Origin of the sequence: Catalinimonas alkaloidigena, from assembly GCF_029504655.1 — a bacterium.
In the GTDB taxonomy this organism is placed as follows: domain Bacteria; phylum Bacteroidota; class Bacteroidia; order Cytophagales; family Cyclobacteriaceae; genus Catalinimonas; species Catalinimonas alkaloidigena.
The window spans coordinates 5,669,492-5,685,797 of record NZ_JAQFIL010000001.1; the positions used below are offsets into that span (position 1 = coordinate 5,669,492).

At 44.2% G+C, this 16,306-nt stretch carries 15 protein-coding genes; 6 read left to right on the plus strand and 9 right to left on the minus strand.

Annotation, left to right across the window (positions count from 1 at the left end):
• Positions 1 to 4 precede the first annotated feature (4 nt).
• Positions 5 to 1,120: an endo-1,4-beta-xylanase gene (locus OKW21_RS23050; protein ID WP_277483977.1), complete on the plus strand. Its 1,116-nt coding sequence runs from the start codon at positions 5 to 7 to the stop codon at positions 1,118 to 1,120.
• A gap of 24 nt (positions 1,121 to 1,144) precedes the next feature.
• Here OKW21_RS23050 and OKW21_RS23055 read toward each other — a convergent pair whose 3' ends face one another.
• From OKW21_RS23055 to OKW21_RS23090, 8 genes are all read right to left on the minus strand, one after another.
• The gene (locus OKW21_RS23055) at positions 1,145 to 3,028 is read right to left on the minus strand and encodes a restriction endonuclease (protein WP_277483979.1); all 1,884 of its coding nucleotides are present in this window, start codon (positions 3,026 to 3,028) and stop codon (positions 1,145 to 1,147) included.
• 168 nt (positions 3,029 to 3,196) lie between these two features.
• Positions 3,197 to 5,431, minus strand: a complete 2,235-nt coding sequence (locus OKW21_RS23060; RefSeq protein WP_277483981.1) for an FUSC family protein — start codon at positions 5,429 to 5,431, stop codon at positions 3,197 to 3,199.
• A gap of 152 nt (positions 5,432 to 5,583) precedes the next feature.
• Positions 5,584 to 5,904, minus strand: a complete 321-nt coding sequence (locus tag OKW21_RS23065) for a DUF2442 domain-containing protein (protein WP_277483983.1) — start codon at positions 5,902 to 5,904, stop codon at positions 5,584 to 5,586.
• Entirely contained in the window at positions 5,888 to 6,124 is a 237-nt protein-coding gene (locus tag OKW21_RS23070; protein ID WP_277483985.1) for a DUF4160 domain-containing protein, read from the minus strand. Before OKW21_RS23070 ends, OKW21_RS23065 begins: the two co-directional genes overlap by 17 nt.
• Positions 6,125 to 6,360: 236 nt before the next feature.
• A complete protein-coding gene (locus OKW21_RS23075) occupies positions 6,361 to 7,323 on the minus strand; it encodes an aldo/keto reductase (protein ID WP_277483986.1) in 963 nt (320 codons plus the stop codon).
• A 4-nt stretch (positions 7,324 to 7,327) separates the two neighbouring features.
• Entirely contained in the window at positions 7,328 to 8,500 is a 1,173-nt protein-coding gene (locus OKW21_RS23080; protein WP_277483988.1) for an MFS transporter, read from the minus strand.
• 79 nt (positions 8,501 to 8,579) lie between these two features.
• On the minus strand, positions 8,580 to 9,374 hold the full coding sequence (locus OKW21_RS23085) for an SDR family NAD(P)-dependent oxidoreductase (protein WP_277483990.1): 795 nt from the start codon (positions 9,372 to 9,374) through the stop codon (positions 8,580 to 8,582).
• A gap of 5 nt (positions 9,375 to 9,379) precedes the next feature.
• Positions 9,380 to 9,775 carry a DoxX family membrane protein gene (locus OKW21_RS23090; RefSeq protein ID WP_277483994.1) on the minus strand — a complete coding sequence of 132 codons (396 nt, stop codon included), beginning with the start codon at positions 9,773 to 9,775 and terminating at the stop codon, positions 9,380 to 9,382.
• Positions 9,776 to 9,858: 83 nt separating this feature from the next.
• Here OKW21_RS23090 and OKW21_RS23095 point away from each other — a divergent pair, with 83 nt between their 5' ends.
• The 3 genes from OKW21_RS23095 to OKW21_RS23105 all read left to right on the plus strand — a co-directional run bounded on the left by OKW21_RS23095 (position 9,859) and on the right by OKW21_RS23105 (position 12,721).
• Positions 9,859 to 10,695 carry a helix-turn-helix transcriptional regulator gene (locus OKW21_RS23095; protein ID WP_277483996.1) on the plus strand — a complete coding sequence of 279 codons (837 nt, stop codon included), beginning with the start codon at positions 9,859 to 9,861 and terminating at the stop codon, positions 10,693 to 10,695.
• Between the two features lie 73 nt (positions 10,696 to 10,768).
• A complete protein-coding gene (locus OKW21_RS23100) occupies positions 10,769 to 11,812 on the plus strand; it encodes an agmatine deiminase family protein (protein ID WP_277483998.1) in 1,044 nt (347 codons plus the stop codon).
• Positions 11,813 to 11,833: 21 nt separating this feature from the next.
• A complete protein-coding gene (locus OKW21_RS23105; protein WP_277484000.1) occupies positions 11,834 to 12,721 on the plus strand; it encodes a carbon-nitrogen hydrolase in 888 nt (295 codons plus the stop codon).
• A gap of 146 nt (positions 12,722 to 12,867) precedes the next feature.
• On the opposite strand, the gene katG is transcribed toward OKW21_RS23105, so the two are convergent.
• Positions 12,868 to 15,129 carry a catalase/peroxidase HPI gene (gene katG, locus OKW21_RS23110; protein WP_277484002.1) on the minus strand — a complete coding sequence of 754 codons (2,262 nt, stop codon included), beginning with the start codon at positions 15,127 to 15,129 and terminating at the stop codon, positions 12,868 to 12,870.
• Between the two features lie 545 nt (positions 15,130 to 15,674).
• Here katG and OKW21_RS23115 point away from each other — a divergent pair.
• Together OKW21_RS23115 and OKW21_RS23120 are read left to right on the plus strand one after the other, a co-directional pair.
• Complete coding sequence (locus OKW21_RS23115) at positions 15,675 to 15,872, plus strand: hypothetical protein (protein WP_277484004.1); 198 nt, start codon at positions 15,675 to 15,677, stop codon at positions 15,870 to 15,872.
• Between the two features lie 8 nt (positions 15,873 to 15,880).
• Positions 15,881 to 16,273, plus strand: coding sequence for a protease inhibitor I42 family protein (locus tag OKW21_RS23120; protein WP_277484007.1), 393 nt, complete (start codon positions 15,881 to 15,883; stop codon positions 16,271 to 16,273).
• The last annotated feature ends 33 nt before the right edge of the window (positions 16,274 to 16,306 follow it).

The window sequence follows — 16,306 nt, forward strand, 5'->3', positions numbered from 1 at the left end:
AAAAATGAAATTACTATCAAGAGGGACTATAGTGGTAATTACCATAATGCTTTTGACCGGATTTTTTCTGGCTACTCCTTCCTTAAAAGAAGTATTTGAGGAAGATTTCCTTATAGGCGCAGCGATCAACAACAGGCAGGTTGATGGTGAGGATAAGCAGGCAGTAGCACTTGTTAAAGAACATTTTAACACCATCACTCCGGAAAATATGCTGAAATGGGAACGGGTACACCCTAAACCCAATGCCTACAATTTTCAGCCTGTTGACAATTATGTAGCCCTGGGCAAAGAGAATGATATGTTCATTATTGGGCATACACTGGTCTGGCATCAGCAGACTCCCAGTTGGGTATTTGAAGATGAAAAAGGCAATCCGGCAAGTAAGGATACACTGCTTAACCGCATGCAACAGCACATTGCTACTGTAGCGGGAAGATATCAGGACAAGATTGACGGTTGGGATGTAGCAAACGAAGCCCTGAATGAGGATGGCAGCCTGCGTCAAACGAAATGGTCAGCAATCATTGGAGAAGATTATTTGTCCCGGGCCTTTACTTTTGCTCATGATGCTGCTCCAAATGCGGAATTGTATTACAATGATTATAACCTGTGGAAGCCTTCTAAAAGAGAAGGCGCTATTCGCATTGTCAAAAAACTAAAAGAAAAAGGCATTCGGATTGACGGCATTGGCATGCAGGGGCATTATAGCCTCACTTCACCTCCCATAGATGAGATTGAAGCCAGCATACTTGCTTTCTCCAGACTGGGCATAAAAGTAATGGTCACCGAACTGGATATAGATGTACTACCCCGGCCAGGTAATCAGGGCGCGGATTTAAATGAAAGCTTTGGTGAAAATGCAGAGTACAACCCTTATCCCAACGGGCTACCAGATGCTGTACAGAAACAATTAGCAAAGCGTTATACCGAACTGTTTGCGCTTTTTCATAAGCATAGGGAGAAAATCAGCCGGGTAACTTTCTGGGGAGTGGCTGACCATCACTCCTGGCTCAATAACTGGCCTGTCCGTGGAAGAACTAATTACCCTTTACTCTTCGGCCGGGACTTCCAACCCAAGCCTGCATTTGAGGCGGTGATCAGGCAAGGTAAAGAGGGCTAAGACTGGCTGTATCAGGGCAATTTTCTACTCAACGCTTTTAGCCTCCTGGAAATCTATCCTGTACGCATGTCCATGCTTGTCCAGCAGTGAGAGTAAGTGTTTGCCATTCAAAAGGGAGATTGGTTTATCTCTGACATACGCCCTGGCGTCTTCCTCATATTCGGCAGTTGTAATTAATATACCTTTGGTAGCCTTCATCTCAGTTACATGCTCAAATAAAGTCTGTAAGACAGGTAAACTGACCTTCTTTCTTTTTCTTTGTGCATAAATGACAATTTTACCTCCCCGGATAGGATCAGGGTCAAAAGCCACAGCTTTTAAGATTCTTTTGCTATCTGATTTTATGAGCGTTACTTCTCCTCCCGCTACGTTAAACTCATGCTCAAAAACCTCCGTGATCAAAGCCGCAAAATCTTCCCAAGGCATAGCTACCAGGTTATCAGATTCATGCTGTTCAATAATTTCTTTCTGCGGAGCCTCACGCTCATTTTCTTTCTCAGGTTCCGCTTCAGCCATTTCCTCAGGTTTTAACGCTTGTAACTGAGTGTGGGTGACACCTCCCAATTGCTTGAAGAGTGTTTCCGGATCTTCATCTGACAGCTTAACTTCCATAAACTCAGCCTTAGGTGTATGTAGAGAAATGACACTCTCCTTGATCTCATTGCCGCTTTCCTCTTCAATGGAGGCTAGCCAACCATTAAACCGGATAAGCTGAAAGGCATCGGCCTGATCAGACTGGAATAATGCATGCAGGATACCTAATGAGATACCACACAATGCTGTGTTGTACAATGTTATCACTTGTCCATCGTTCAAGTGAACCTTAGCATCCGATACTTCTAAAGCAAGCTGCTCTTCTTCTTTTTGCATGAGCACAGCTTCAATGGAGGGCATGGCAAGCTCCAGCATCAGGCAGTGGTCATGACGGCTATATTCAAACTTAAAGTCAATAGGAAAACCCGCAGGAAAAGCTATTTTTTCCATTATCATTCTACAGTACTTGAGTATAGCTGTTGATTCTTTATTATAATAGGCCTCTCTCAACTGATCAATCTGAGCATGCTCTTGTTCTTGTTTGTTGAAGAAAGCATCTTTTCTAATTTTCCAAGCCTCAACAGCCTTTTCCCATTCCTGTTCTTCCTGCGCATACCTTTCCTTCCGCTCTATGTTTTCTTTATCAATCATTTCGCATATTTCTCGCCATTTTTTGTAGGCAATCTGGAAATTTCTGTAGGCCTTATCTCTTTTTTTAGACTTTAGCGGAGTGATAGTCTTATCTATCAGGTTTAGTTTTGGCCTGAATTCGTAGTCGCGAAAATCTGGTTCTTTAGGGTACTCAGTAGGTAATGTTCCCGAAGGCCTGGCCGGCGGAAGTTCCGTAAAATCTTCAAATGGTTTCATGCGCTCCCACTCTACGCTGATTTCCTGAGCAAGAAGCTGGGGTAATATATTTTGTATGGCATCCACTCTTTGCTGGCTCACCACTGTCAATGCTTCGGGCTCCTGAGTATCTGTTTCTTCCTGAACTTCTGCTTCTAACTGAATCTCTGCTTCTTCCTCGATATCTTTCTCTTGATCTTCCCTGGCTTTCCACGCTTCTTCTTCCAGGGATTCAGACTTCAGGTTAACTTCTTTTTCAGTTTCTCCTTGCCATAAACTGTCCAGTTCGGAGAGTTGCAGTGGTTCTTCCTGAACTGAGGTTGAATTTTGCCGCTTACGCCATTGTTCATCCCATGCATCAATCTGATCTCTTATCTCATGTACTATCTTCGGATGATCCACTGAGGAAAATACTTTGTGGGCATGCAAACCCGTATGCACTAGTTCTACAGTAAAGACAGTGCCTTCTTCACTTTGAGAGGTGTATTGTCTGGCCCTGATAAATTCGTTTCCCTGCTGTAAAGGCATAGCTCCAAGCTAAATTAAATAAATAAGAACGCACTATTAAAAATAAGATAATCTCCAATATAGAGCGAAAAATCAAGTTTTTTAGTATAAAAAGAATTTATGTAGAAGTTGTTGAATACATGTAGCGTGGTACGTTCACTTTTATAATAATCTACGCAAGGTCAATTGTCATACTTTTGTTTTCAATTCTTCCGCTATGTTTTGAATGCTTTCCGAAAGTGAATACAACCAGTTAAGCTGGGTACTGACCAGGCCAGCCTCCTGTAACTGATGATATTTTTCCAAGGTTTTGGTAGCTAAGTTATCCGAAAAATCTACTTCATCTCTCCTCACTAATTCATCAAACTGATGTTCCAGATAAGATTTAGCTTCTTCCAGATTAAAATGATGCTCATCTTCTTTGGGTCTTTCGGTACTCAGGCTGGTCTGCGCCCGCTCAAGATGGTCGTCGGTGCTATCAATAAATGCCTGAACATACTGAGACTTCTCGGTGGTAACATGATTTTGGATAAAAGTACCCAGGGCTGCGGCCGCCGTAAGAAAAGTATGGTTGAGCACGACCATATCGTAAATTTTGGCATGGTTTAACCTTTTAGATTTGGGTTCCTGGCTCATCCTTTGAAATGCGGCACTTAGGTTACCAATTGCAAGAAAGGCTTCTTTGCGGGCCAGCTTATAGGAAGTAGGCACTTCTCCCTTGTTCTGGTAAAATACGCTGATCTCCCGAAGATAATTACGGTTTGCCTTGATGCTGTCCGCGATCACGGTATGGATGCTCATAAACTCCCAGCTAGGCCAGAAAAAAAGACTGGCCAGAAATGATAAACCTGCTCCCATAGCTGTATCCACCACCCTGTACTGAATAACATTCAGCGCATTAGGCTTAATGAGCGCATAGAGAAAAATCACAATCAGGGTGATGAAAATCGCTGAACCACCATAGTTTTTCTGTACCAATGAGAAAGCAAACACCAAAGAAACGGCAGCCAGTACACCATACACATAGGGATTCTGGGTAAACAAGACGATGCCTAACGCAATCACTCCCCCGATCAAAGTGCCGTAAACACGTTTAATAGACCTGCTCTTGGTCAGTCCATAGCTGGGGCGCATAATTACGATAATGGTCAGCATGATCCAGTAGGGCATTTGTATTGGCAATACTGTGCCCAGTGTATAGCCGAAGAGTACTGTGAAAGTGAGCCGAATCGCATGCCGAAAAATGGTGGAGCCGGAATTAAGGTTTTGTTTGATCACACTCAGATCATAATCCTGATGGGTGATAAATTTTTCAACGTCTTTACTTCTGCGCATCAACTGCTCCTGATCTACCAGATCCTGCAAGACCCTTTCAATACTTTCTACTTTCTGCTGCTGCTTTTGCTCGTAGTCCAGTAAGTTCCTCAGTATAACCGCCCCCTCGGCAGCCTGAGTAGTATGGTTTTCTTTGAGGTAGTTTGTGATCATTTCCTCCGCACTTTGGTAAAGCAAATGCATATCAGTACCGGCAGACTGGTACTTACCTCCGGAAATAACCCTGGACAGGACTTCTAGTCGCTGAGACACGACATTGATGATATCCACAAAAGGTTTGAGCACATTGAGCTGCCCCTGAAAATGCTTGCTAATGATTTGGTAGTTGGCGGGATTAGAGATGGCTAGCTCCAGAATGTCAATCAGCTCAATCAGGATAAGGATATACTTGTTGGCGGAATATGATGCGCCTGAACGTAGCCGGTCTTCTACAAAAAGCTCTCTTAGCTTTTCGTGCTTTTCATTAATTTCTGTTTGCAAAAGAAATAGTTCATCCTGCTTTTCATCCTCCTGATGTACAGAAGACTGTAAGAACCTGCCTCTGGTATTCAGGTATTTGGCAGTAAGTATCATACACTCAGCCAAGATCAGTTGATTGTGTCTTCGGTGTACCAGGCTATGGGCCAGCAGAGTTACGCCCAGGTACCACACACCTCCTGTTAATATCAGTCCGGCATGGACCAATAGCGCCATGCCTGAGGTAGGCCGGGCAAAAGCCAGGATAATCGCCAACAAACCGGAAAAGCTTACCAGAGAAGCCCTGAACCCATATACCGACAGCATTGAGTTGGCGAATACCATCGTACCCAAAACCGGCAGCACCGCCCATGTCCAGCCAAATGACAGATGAATAATGAGAGTGGTGAGGGTAGCGATAATGCTGCTAATGAGGATACCGAAAGCCATGTGTCGCATACTCCCGGGCACGTCGCTGGGAGAACACAGAAATACCCCCATCACAACACTTACTGCCAGCCCCATTTCGTCCAGGATATTGAAAACCCCTAAAGGGACGAGGATGGCAAAAAGAAGGGTAACACTTTTAAAAAAATCAATGCTTTTGACAAAGCCCTGAACTGTTTTAAACATATCTGTTTATGAACACTATCGCTGATATCTCCTTATATGATACTTATGAGGGAAAATTTGGTTGTTGAAAATGGTGACGATAGAACTCCAGCGTAAATTTAAGGTAAGAAAAGTTGATTAAGCTGTACTTTACTACGGACCTTGTGCAGGAATTATGCTAAGAGCGAATTCTTAATATCACGGATAGAACGATCAATCTCCTCTTTTAAAAAGCCTTTTAAACTTAAGTCTTCGTCTACATCCGGCCAATGAACACCGGCTCCTTTGCCGATTAGGCGGTAATTGTTGAGTTGTTCCAGAGTAGCTTTTTTGAGCCTTGGAGAAGAAGATATAGCTCGATTTAATATTTTTTTGTTGGACAAAACAATCAGCATCAAATCCAGGTCAGGGTGAAAGTGTAAGGCTTTGATCTTAAATCCATCTTCATAGATGAGCTTTTCTATGTTATCGTAATCATTATTGAAAGAATTCATACCATTTTACTTTTAACAGTTCTGCATTTTTTTCTACAATATGCATGATCTCTTTGCGCTCCTGGACCTTGAAGCCATTGAGATATTTGATCTTTACCTCTGGTTCTAGCCATACTTTTCCGTCTTTTTCACCTTTTTCTACATGCACATGTGCCGGTTCTGCCCGGTCTCCGGCATAGAAGAAAAAGCGATAACCTTTTTCATGATAGATTGTAGGCATAGTAGTAAAGATAACGATTTATTGCAATATAAATTACTTAATGCCGCCCACTTACGGCAGATTCAGCAGTACTTATGAGGGAGAGTTTGGTTGTTGAAAACCCCAAATCAAATTTTGAGTGTATATAAGAAAAGAAAATTTGTTTAAGCTCTACTTATCCCCTGTTCGCTATAAAAAAACATTCACCGACCATAAGCCGGTGAATACTAAAATAGCAATAAGCAGACTATTCCTTATCATACTTTCTCCATATAAGCTGAAGCTTCATCCAGTTGCTCCATATCCGCTTCGCTAAGTTCCAACTGGCTGGCTTCTATGAAAGCCTGCAGATGCTTGCTTTGGGTAGCACTGGCGATAGGCGCCGTGACGACAGGCTTATTGACCAGCCATGCCAGCGCTACTCCTGCCTGACTGACATTATGTTTGGCAGCCACATCATCCAATGCCTCAAGAATATTTTTCCCTCTTTCATCCAGGTATTTTTCGGCAAACATGGCCCGGGCTTTCCCTTCAAAGTCTTCTTTACTTCTGTATTTGCCTGACAAAAATCCGCTGGCCAGTGAGAAATAAGAGATTACGCCCAGACCTTCCTCTTTACAGATAGAAGCTACACCTTCCTCAAAACCCTGGCGGGCGTAAAGATTGTACTCCGGCTGAAAAACCTCATAGCGGGGTAGTCCATGCTGCGCACTGGCTTTCAGTGATGCCTTTAACCTGTCGGGAGTAAGGTTGGAAGCACCTATGTATTTAACCTTTCCCATTTCAATAAGCTTCTGATAGGCTCCTAAAGTTTCTTCTACCGGAGTACGGTTATCATCCCAGTGCGTAAGGTAAAGGTCAATCTGTTCTACCTGTAGTCTTTTCAGTGAAGCATTAGCAGCTTGCAGAATATATTCTTCCGTAAGGTCTTTATGGCCTTGTCCCATGTCAGCGCCTACTTTAGTAATGATATTGACCTGATCGCGATTTCCGCGGTCTTTCATCCACTTCCCAAGAATAGTTTCAGACTCTCCTCCCTGATTACCTTCAGCCCAGCGAGAATATACATCAGCAGTATCTATGGTGTTGAAGCCTGATGCCAGTATCTCGTCAAGCATTTCAAATGATTCCTTTTCGTTCAATGTCCAACCAAATACATTGCCACCGAAAACGATCGGGGCAGTATATAAATTGGTATTTCCTAATCTTCTTTTATGCATGATACTATCGGTTTATCGGTACTAAATTCATTTTCTTCTTTCTAATCAAGATGATGGCAAGGGCTATGAAAACTCCCATACCTGCCAGTGCCGCGCCTACCAGGTCTGCCGAGGTAAACCCATAACCTAATGCGATAGGCAAGCCCGCCAGATATGCCCCGGAAGCATTGCCCATGTTAAAAGCACTCTGGTTCATGGAAGAGCCTAACATTTCGGAGCCTTTCGCTGTCCTGATCATCGTAATTTGTATGGGGGCGGAAATACAAAAAGCGACTACACCTATCACGAATGTCATGACCAGCACCGCAATGGGGTCTCCTGCCAAAAATGTATTGGCCACCAACACACTTGCCATTAGCATAAGCGCGAAAACTACCGCATGGATAGGCGAAAACTTTTCAGCCATTTTCGCTCCCAAAAGGTTTCCTATGGCCATGCCTGTTCCCGCCAGGATCATTGCGTAACTTACCACACCTTCGGGGTGACCTGCTACTTCCGTGATGAGTGGGGCGATGTAACTATACCAGGCAAAAAACCCGCCTGTCCCTATGGTAGTCAGCAAAATTACCATCCATAATTCCAGCCGCCTGAATACTTTCAGGTCTTTACGTATGCCTCCCGAAGAGGATTGTGGCAACTCAGGCATCCAGTATTTGATGCTCAACATCGCCATAATCCCTACTACGCCTACCATCAGAAAAGCTACACTCCAGCTGAACTCATGACCAAAGTAAGTACCTAATGGTACGCCTATGACATTGGCTATGGTTAGGCCGGTAAACATAATCGCAATGGCCTGCGCCTCTTTGCCCGGTTTGGAGAGTTTCCCTGCCACCACGGCTCCTATGCCAAAAAATGCGCCATGCGGTAAGCCTGACAAAAACCTTAAAACCAGAAGGGACTCATAATTGTTGGCAAAGGCGGATAAAGTGTTGAAAATGGTGAACCATACCATGAGGTAAAATAACATCCTGTGGGCAGGCCACTTGCTGCCTAAACCTGTTAGTAATGGTGCTCCTACCACCACCCCTAGCGCATAGGCCGAGATAAAATGTCCTGACTGAGGGATAGTGATTTCCAGTGCTTTTGCCACATCCGGGAGAATTCCCATAATTACGAATTCGGTCATACCTATACCGAACCCGCCAATAGCCAGCGCTACTAGTGCTTTGTTCATCTTTTACTCTTTTTGTTGGTTTATATTACTCTTATTCTTCTAAGCCTTTATGAGGCTATTCTCTATTCTACTGGCAAAGCTAGAAAATAGCATTGACAACTCCTCCATCTACTCTCAAAGCTGCGCCATTGGTTGCCGAAGAAAGCGGACTCGCCACATAGGCCACCATACTAGCTACCTCTTCAATATCAGCGAAGCGCTGAATTAAAGAGGTCGGCCTTCTTTCCTCAAAAAATGCAGTCTTCACTTCATCCAGACTTTTGCCTGCTTTTTCAGCTTCCTCTTCCAGGCCCGCTAAATTGGCTCGGCTCAGCGTAGGGCCAGGCAGTACCGCATTGACTGTCACATTCGTTCCTTTGGATAAACGGGCAAGCCCTCTGGAGACTGAAAGCTGAGCGGTTTTGGTCATGCCGTAGTGTATCATCTCCGTAGGGATATTCAGTGCGGATTCGCTGGAGATAAAGATGATCCTTCCTTCATTCTTCTTCAGCATCTGCGGGAAATAGTAACGGGCCAGTCGGACACCACTCATCACATTCACCTCAAAGATCTCAAACCACTCTTCGTCAGAGGTTTCTTCAAAATCCACCTCGTTAAAGATGCCAACATTATTGATCAGGATATCCAGCTCGGGAAGCTGAGCAATGAGGTTCTTGACCTCATCAGCTTTGGAGAAATCTGCCGCGATACCTTTTACTTTATCGTTGCTCGTATCTTTACGGATAGTGGATACAACCTCCTCCACATCTTCTTTTTTTCTTCCGTTGATGATTACCTCAGCACCTTCAGCAGCCAGCAGCTGAGCGATGGCAAAGCCAATACCTGCGGTAGAGCCGGTAACCAGTGTTTTTTTATTCTTGAGTTGCAAGTCCATAAGTATCAGTTTTTTGCTTTATAAATTGAATAAGCATTGTAGTCAGCAAAAAGATAAAGGAGGGAAAGGTATAGTCCGTAGAACATTTGGGTAGCTACCGATGACCAACTCTCCTGCAGGCTGGAACCAAAAATTAATACACAGATGAGCATGACCCCTGCGAAAGTAAATTTCCGCATGGCGAAGCCCAGCAACAAACCTATTCCCAACAGCAATTCTACCCAGGGCAGCGCGTAGGCAAAGGCTAATACAACACCATTGGGAAGCAAGGTTTCGCTAAAAGATGCTGCCATACCTTCGGCAAAGGAGGATAGTTTGGGAATGCGCACCAGTCCGTGTCCGAAAAAACTAAAACCAATAGGTAAACGAGCCAATACGTAGGCTATCATCTCTTGCTGCATAATGATTCATTTTTTGTCGATTAAACTCCAGACAGCTTTTGCAGTTCTTGTAAATATCTAAGGTAATTATGTAAATATGCATCATGAAGCGATACAAGCAGTTTGATAGCCTGATGATAGATGATTTTGAGGTGGACGAATGGGAACATCCCATGCATAACCACAATCATTTTGAGTTGATATTTATCGTAAGGGGTACAGGTACGCATCACCTGAATGGGGTGGAGTCAGAATACAGGACGGGGCATTTATTTCTTTTAGGTCCTGAGGATGTACATGCATTTAAACTTAAGCAAAAGACGAGGTTCGTCTATTTTAAATTCACCAGGCAATACCTTCACCACCACGGAGAATTACCTCTGCCTGAACTCTGGCACCGTGACCTGGAGCAATTATTATATAGTCCTGAAAGAAAAAAAGGTAATTTACTAAGCGAAGCTACAGATCAAAAGTTGGTAGAGCATCTCTTGCTCATCATTTCTGAAGAGTTTAACCGTCAGAAAGCCTTGAGCCGAAAAATTATTTTTCAGCTTTTCTCAGTGACCATACTCATCGTGAAACGAAACAGCCAGGGCTTTACGCTACAAAAATCTTCTCAGGCCGCATCAGGCATTGCTGAAGAAATTATGGGTTATATTGAAATGAATATTTATGATCCCAGGAAGCTTAGGCTGAAAAACCTGGCGGATCATTTTCATTACTCTCCCAGCTACATAGGCATGCTTTTCAAAGAAAAAGTAGGCAGCACCCTGCGAGACTATGTCAGTCAGTATCGTTACAAACTGATTGAGCAAAGGCTGAAAAGTAGCCAGACCGGCATGAAGCAGATCGCCTCAGAATTTGGTTTTGTTGACGAAAGCCACCTCCACAAATTCATCAAAAGCAAAGCAGGTAAAAGCATGAGCGAGCTCAGGGAGTAATGAAAAAAGCTTGACTTATTGTAAAGAGATTGAGAGATTACAGCGATTACCAACTATTATTTTTTTCTTTAAAATGTTAAAATCAAGCACATTTTTTCCAGCGGAGTGGCATCCGCAAAGTGCCATACAGCTTACCTGGCCACATGCAGGTACTGACTGGTTTGCTTCACTCCATGAGGTTCTGGAATGCTACGCAGAAATTGCCCGAAACATTGCTGAGAGACAAATGCTACTCATCATCTGTCATGAGCCAGAAGAGGTAAAAACGCAGCTTAAAGGATGTAATTTAAACAATATCAGGCTGCATAAACTACCTACTAATGACACCTGGGCAAGAGACCATGGAGGCATTACTTTAGTAGAAGACGGCAAGCCGGTTATACTTGACTTTCGTTTTAACGGCTGGGGGCTCAAGTTCGCTGCCAACCACGATAACCTGCTTACCCGTCGGATGTATACGGATGGGCTTTTTGCACCAAAGGTACATTATCGCAATTGCCAGCATATGGTGCTGGAAGGTGGTGCCCTGGAGTCGGATGGAGCAGGTACGTTACTCACCACGGTAGACTGCCTGATGGCTCCCAACCGCAACGATCACCTCAACAAAGAGGAAATAGAGGCTAAGCTAAAAAAGATATTCCACCTCAAACGTGTACTATGGCTGCACTACGGCTATTTGGAGGGCGATGATACCGACAGCCACGTAGATACGCTGGCCCGTTTCTGTGATCCGCAGACTATCGCCTATGTGCAGTGTCAGGAGCAGGATGACCCACACTTTGAAGCCCTGCAAAAGATGGAACAGGAACTGCTGAACTTCAAAACGCTGGAAGGTGAGCCTTATCGCCTCATTCCTCTGCCTATGGCAGATATTGCTCTGGATGAAGAAGGGCATCGCCTGCCCGCTACTTATGCTAATTTTTTGATTATCAATGGAGCCGTATTGCTACCTTTTTATGCCAATGCAGTCAAAAATCAGCAGGCAAAAGAGGCGTTGGAAAAAGCTTTTCCCCAACATGAAATTATTGGTATCAACTGCGAACCATTAATTCAGCAACACGGTTCTTTGCATTGCATTAGCATGCAGTATCCAGCAGGAGTGATTGCTAATGAGTAATAGTCTAATACCTAACATCCAATGACCAAAACCATTAAAATAGGACTGGTACAACAGTCAAACCAGGCGGAGGTAGATGCCAACGTTAATAAGCTCATTCAGAATATTGAAGCCTGCGCTGCTCAGGGAGCGCAACTGGTCGTACTGCAAGAGTTACACAATAGCTTATATTTCTGCCAGACAGAAGAGACCGATGTATTTGAGCTTGCTGAGCCTATTCCCGGCCCTTCTACTGAGCGCTTCGGAGCGGTAGCTCGCAAACTGGGCATTGTACTGGTAACCTCTCTCTTTGAAAAAAGAGCGCCCGGTATTTACCATAATACCGCCGTAGTCTTTGAGAAAGATGGTTCAATCGCTGGCAAGTATCGCAAAATGCACATCCCCGATGATCCGGCTTATTACGAAAAGTTTTATTTCACACCTGGCGACCTGGGCTTTCAGCCTATCCAAACTTCTATAGGGAAGTTAGGCGTGTTGGTCTGCTGGGACCAGTGGTATCCGGAAGCAGCCCGCCTCATGGCGATGGCCGGGGCAGATATGCTGATCTACCCTACCGCTATTGGTTGGGAATCTACTGATCCGGAAGAAGAAAAGCAGCGTCAAAAAGATGCGTGGGTGATCTCCCAGCGTGGACATGCGGTAGCCAATGGGCTTCCGGTAATTTCTGTCAACCGTATAGGGCATGAAGCTGACCCATCAGGACATACCAACGGCATACAGTTTTGGGGCAACAGTTTTGTTGCCGGTCCGCAGGGGGAGTTTCTGATACAGGCAGGTAATCAGGCAGAAGAAAACCTGGTGGTAGAGGTAGATATGCACCGCTCCGAAGATGTACGCCGCATCTGGCCTTTCTTCCGTGACCGCAGGATAGATGCCTTCTCCGGCCTTACCCAAAGGTTTCTGGATTAATTTCTTTCATTCTAATAATACAGAGCTTTTTATTCACAGAGATGAATAATGTCTTTCAAAACAGGGTGTAGGTTATTAGAATCAAACAAAAAAAGGTGATCTGTTGCCAGATCACCTTTGCTATTTAATGACGCCTTAATGCTGAATTATTTCAGCTCAAAACGGTCAAGGTTCATCACTTTGTCCCATGCCGCGATGAAGTCTTTTACGAATTTCTCCTGGGCATCCCCACATCCGTAAACTTCAGATATAGCACGTAGCTCCGAGTTAGATCCAAAGATCAGGTCTACACGGCTACCGTTCCACTTCACTTCGCCGGTAACACGATCACGGCCCTCAAAGTCGTTTTCAAACTCTGAAACTGACTTCCAGGTGGTGCCCATATCCAGTACGTTAACGAAGTAATCATTCGTAAGCGCCTCGGGACGATTGGTGAAAACACCACGCTGAGACCCATCATAATTCGTATTAAGTACACGCATACCTCCCAGCAATACTGTCATTTCGGGTACAGTCAGTGTCAGTAGTTGCGCTTTGTCCACCAGCATTTCCTCGGCTGAAGCAGAAATATTTTCACGCACCTGCATGTAATTACGGAAACCATCCGCATTTGGCTCAAGTGGTGCGAATGCTTCGGCATCAGTTTGTTCCTGCGTAGCATCAGTTCTTCCCGCTGTAAAAGGCACTGTTACTTCGTGACCAGCATTTTTCGCAGCTTTTTCAATAGCTGCGCATCCGGCTAGCACAATTAAGTCAGCCATTGAAACCTTCTTATTACCAGCCTGGGCATTATTGAAATCTTCTTGTATACCTTCCAGTGTCTCTAATACTTTTGCCAGTTGTGGAGGATTGTTCACTTCCCAATCTTTCTGAGGTGCGAGACGAATACGAGCCCCATTCGCACCACCACGTTTGTCGGAACCACGGAAAGTTGAAGCTGAAGCCCAGGCGGTAGATACCAGTTGAGAAACAGAAAGTCCGGCATCAAGTATTTTGGCCTTCAGAGAAGCAATGTCCTGGTCATTAACCAGTTCATGGTCTACTGCAGGCACAGGGTCTTGCCAGATCAGATCTTCCTCGGGAACTTCAGGACCAAGATAGCGGGCTTTAGGACCCATGTCGCGATGCGTTAACTTAAACCATGCACGTGCAAATGCGTCAGCAAACTCATCGGGATTTTCGTAGAAATGTCTGGAAATTCTCTCATACTCAGGATCTACTTTGAGGGCAATATCAGTAGTGAGCATGAAAGGAGCATGTTTCTTGTTAGGGTCGTGTGCATCGGGCACTGTACCTGCCCCGGCATCGCCCACAGGTTTCCACTGATGTGCACCGGCAGGGCTCTTGGTCTTTTCCCACTCATAACCAAAAAGGTTTTCAAAGTAGTTGTTGCTCCACTTGGTAGGCGTGGTTGTCCAGGCACCTTCCAGTCCACTGGTAATGGTGTCTCCGGCATTACCTGTACCAAAAGTATTTTTCCAGCCCATACCCATCTCCTCGAGAGACGAACCTTCGGGTTCTGCGCCTACATACTCTACAGGGTCAGCGGCCCCGTGTGTTTTACCAAAGGTATGACCACCGGCAATAAGGGCTACGGTCTCATAGTCATTCATCGCCATACGACCGAAAGTTTCACGTATGTCACGAGCTGCTCCGGCAGGATCAGGATTACCGTTAGGTCCCTCAGGGTTTACATATATCAATCCCATGTGAGCGGCTCCCAGAGGATTTTCCAGCTCATGGTCACCCGAGTAGCGCTGCTTATTTCCTAACCATTCTCCTTCTGAGCCCCAGTAGATATCTTCTTCCGGTTCCCAAACGTCCTCACGTCCGCCAGCGAAACCGAAGGTCTCTAAGCCCATAGACTCAAGAGCGCAGTTACCGGCAAGAATCATCAGGTCAGCCCATGATAAGCTTCTGCCATACTTCTGTTTTACAGGCCAGAGTAGCAAACGTGCTTTGTCAAGGTTCGCGTTATCAGGCCAACTGTTGAGGGGAGCAAAACGCTGAGTGCCTGTACCTCCACCTCCACGGCCATCAGCGATACGGTAGGTACCTGCACTGTGCCATGCCATCCTGATGATAAAAGGGCCGTAATGACCATAGTCAGCAGGCCACCACTCCTGAGAAGTGGTCAATACTTCAACGATATCTTTTTTAACCGCCTTCAGGTCAAGTTTTTGAAATTCCTCAGCATAGTTAAAGTCCTTACCCATAGGATCGGATAGAGAAGAATGCTGACGAAGAATGTTCAACCTCAACTGATTTGGCCACCAATCACGATTTGACGTACCACTACCAGCAGTAAAATTCAAGGCTCCGCCCATAAAGGGGCACTTACTTGATTCGTTTACTTCCCAACTTTTGTGGGTTCCTTCTGATGAAGTTGGATGTGTGTGTTCTTTCATTTTAGATTAAATTATTTTCATTAAGAACTCTAATTTACGCAATCCCTACTATAATTTTTATCAATTATTTTTATATAATCATAAGTAAAAATTATACTTCTATTTCCATGCTTATACCCTATTAATTTACAGAAACATAGCCCAATTCAAAAGCGTGGTAAAATAAGTGTCTACATTTTTACCCCCAAGGTTTAACAATTGAGCATAAAAAAATTTTGCTGTTTGCTGTATTGTAGCCTCCTGTTTATACAAATTGGATGGTGCCTGCACAGCTTAAAAGGCTAAAACGCGCTACTACACCCCATGAATTTTGATTTTTATGCCTGGGTCAAAAGCATAATAGCATAACAAAAAATGAGGGAGTCACTTGCTCCTTTATTGAGGTTTAAGCAAGCAATCAGGCTCTCCTGACTTTTTACTTCTCCCTCCTCTCCCTCCAAAAAAACCTCTTCTTACCAGGTTACACATTTCTATAAAGACCCACTAAGAAGTAAACCAAATCCTTTTAGGATTTCACTGAACTATCAACCTTAAACTTTTTAGTGATGGCACGCAAACACCATCTTAACAGATGCATACTTACCAAACTGATTGCCATTAGCATCATCGCTTTACTATCCTGTATTGGCAGAAATGAGGGAGATGCTTCCCTACAACGCTCCTCAGGAGAAGGATACACCTATGTTACCTATCCTGAAAAAAATAGCCTTAATAAATCAATGCAGTCAAACCAAAATTTTTGATCACTACTATGCTAAGATTCTTTTTGATTTATGTACTCCTCACTTTTATTATCAATCTGGATTTTGATCCTTCTCTCAGGGACAATCATCACCTTGTTTTTACTGAAGTTGACCAGCACAAAGAAATAGTAGTAAGACAGATGGAAGTTTTCAAAATACAACTGCCCACGCAAATGGGCACTGGCTATCAATGGACTTTTAGTGAGGTAAACCATTCAGAAGTCAAGTTACTCAGTCAAATAATGCATGACGACAAACCCCTGCCCGGAGGCAGGCAATTGCAGCTATTTTCTTTAAAAGTGCTTAGCAAAGGTAGCTATAGTATCCGACTGGCGCTTAAAAGACATTGGGAAGCAAAGGCTATCCGCCATGTGGTGCTCAGGCTAAACGTCATTGAATAACTTCATTTATCATCCATTGATTCTGAATCGGTA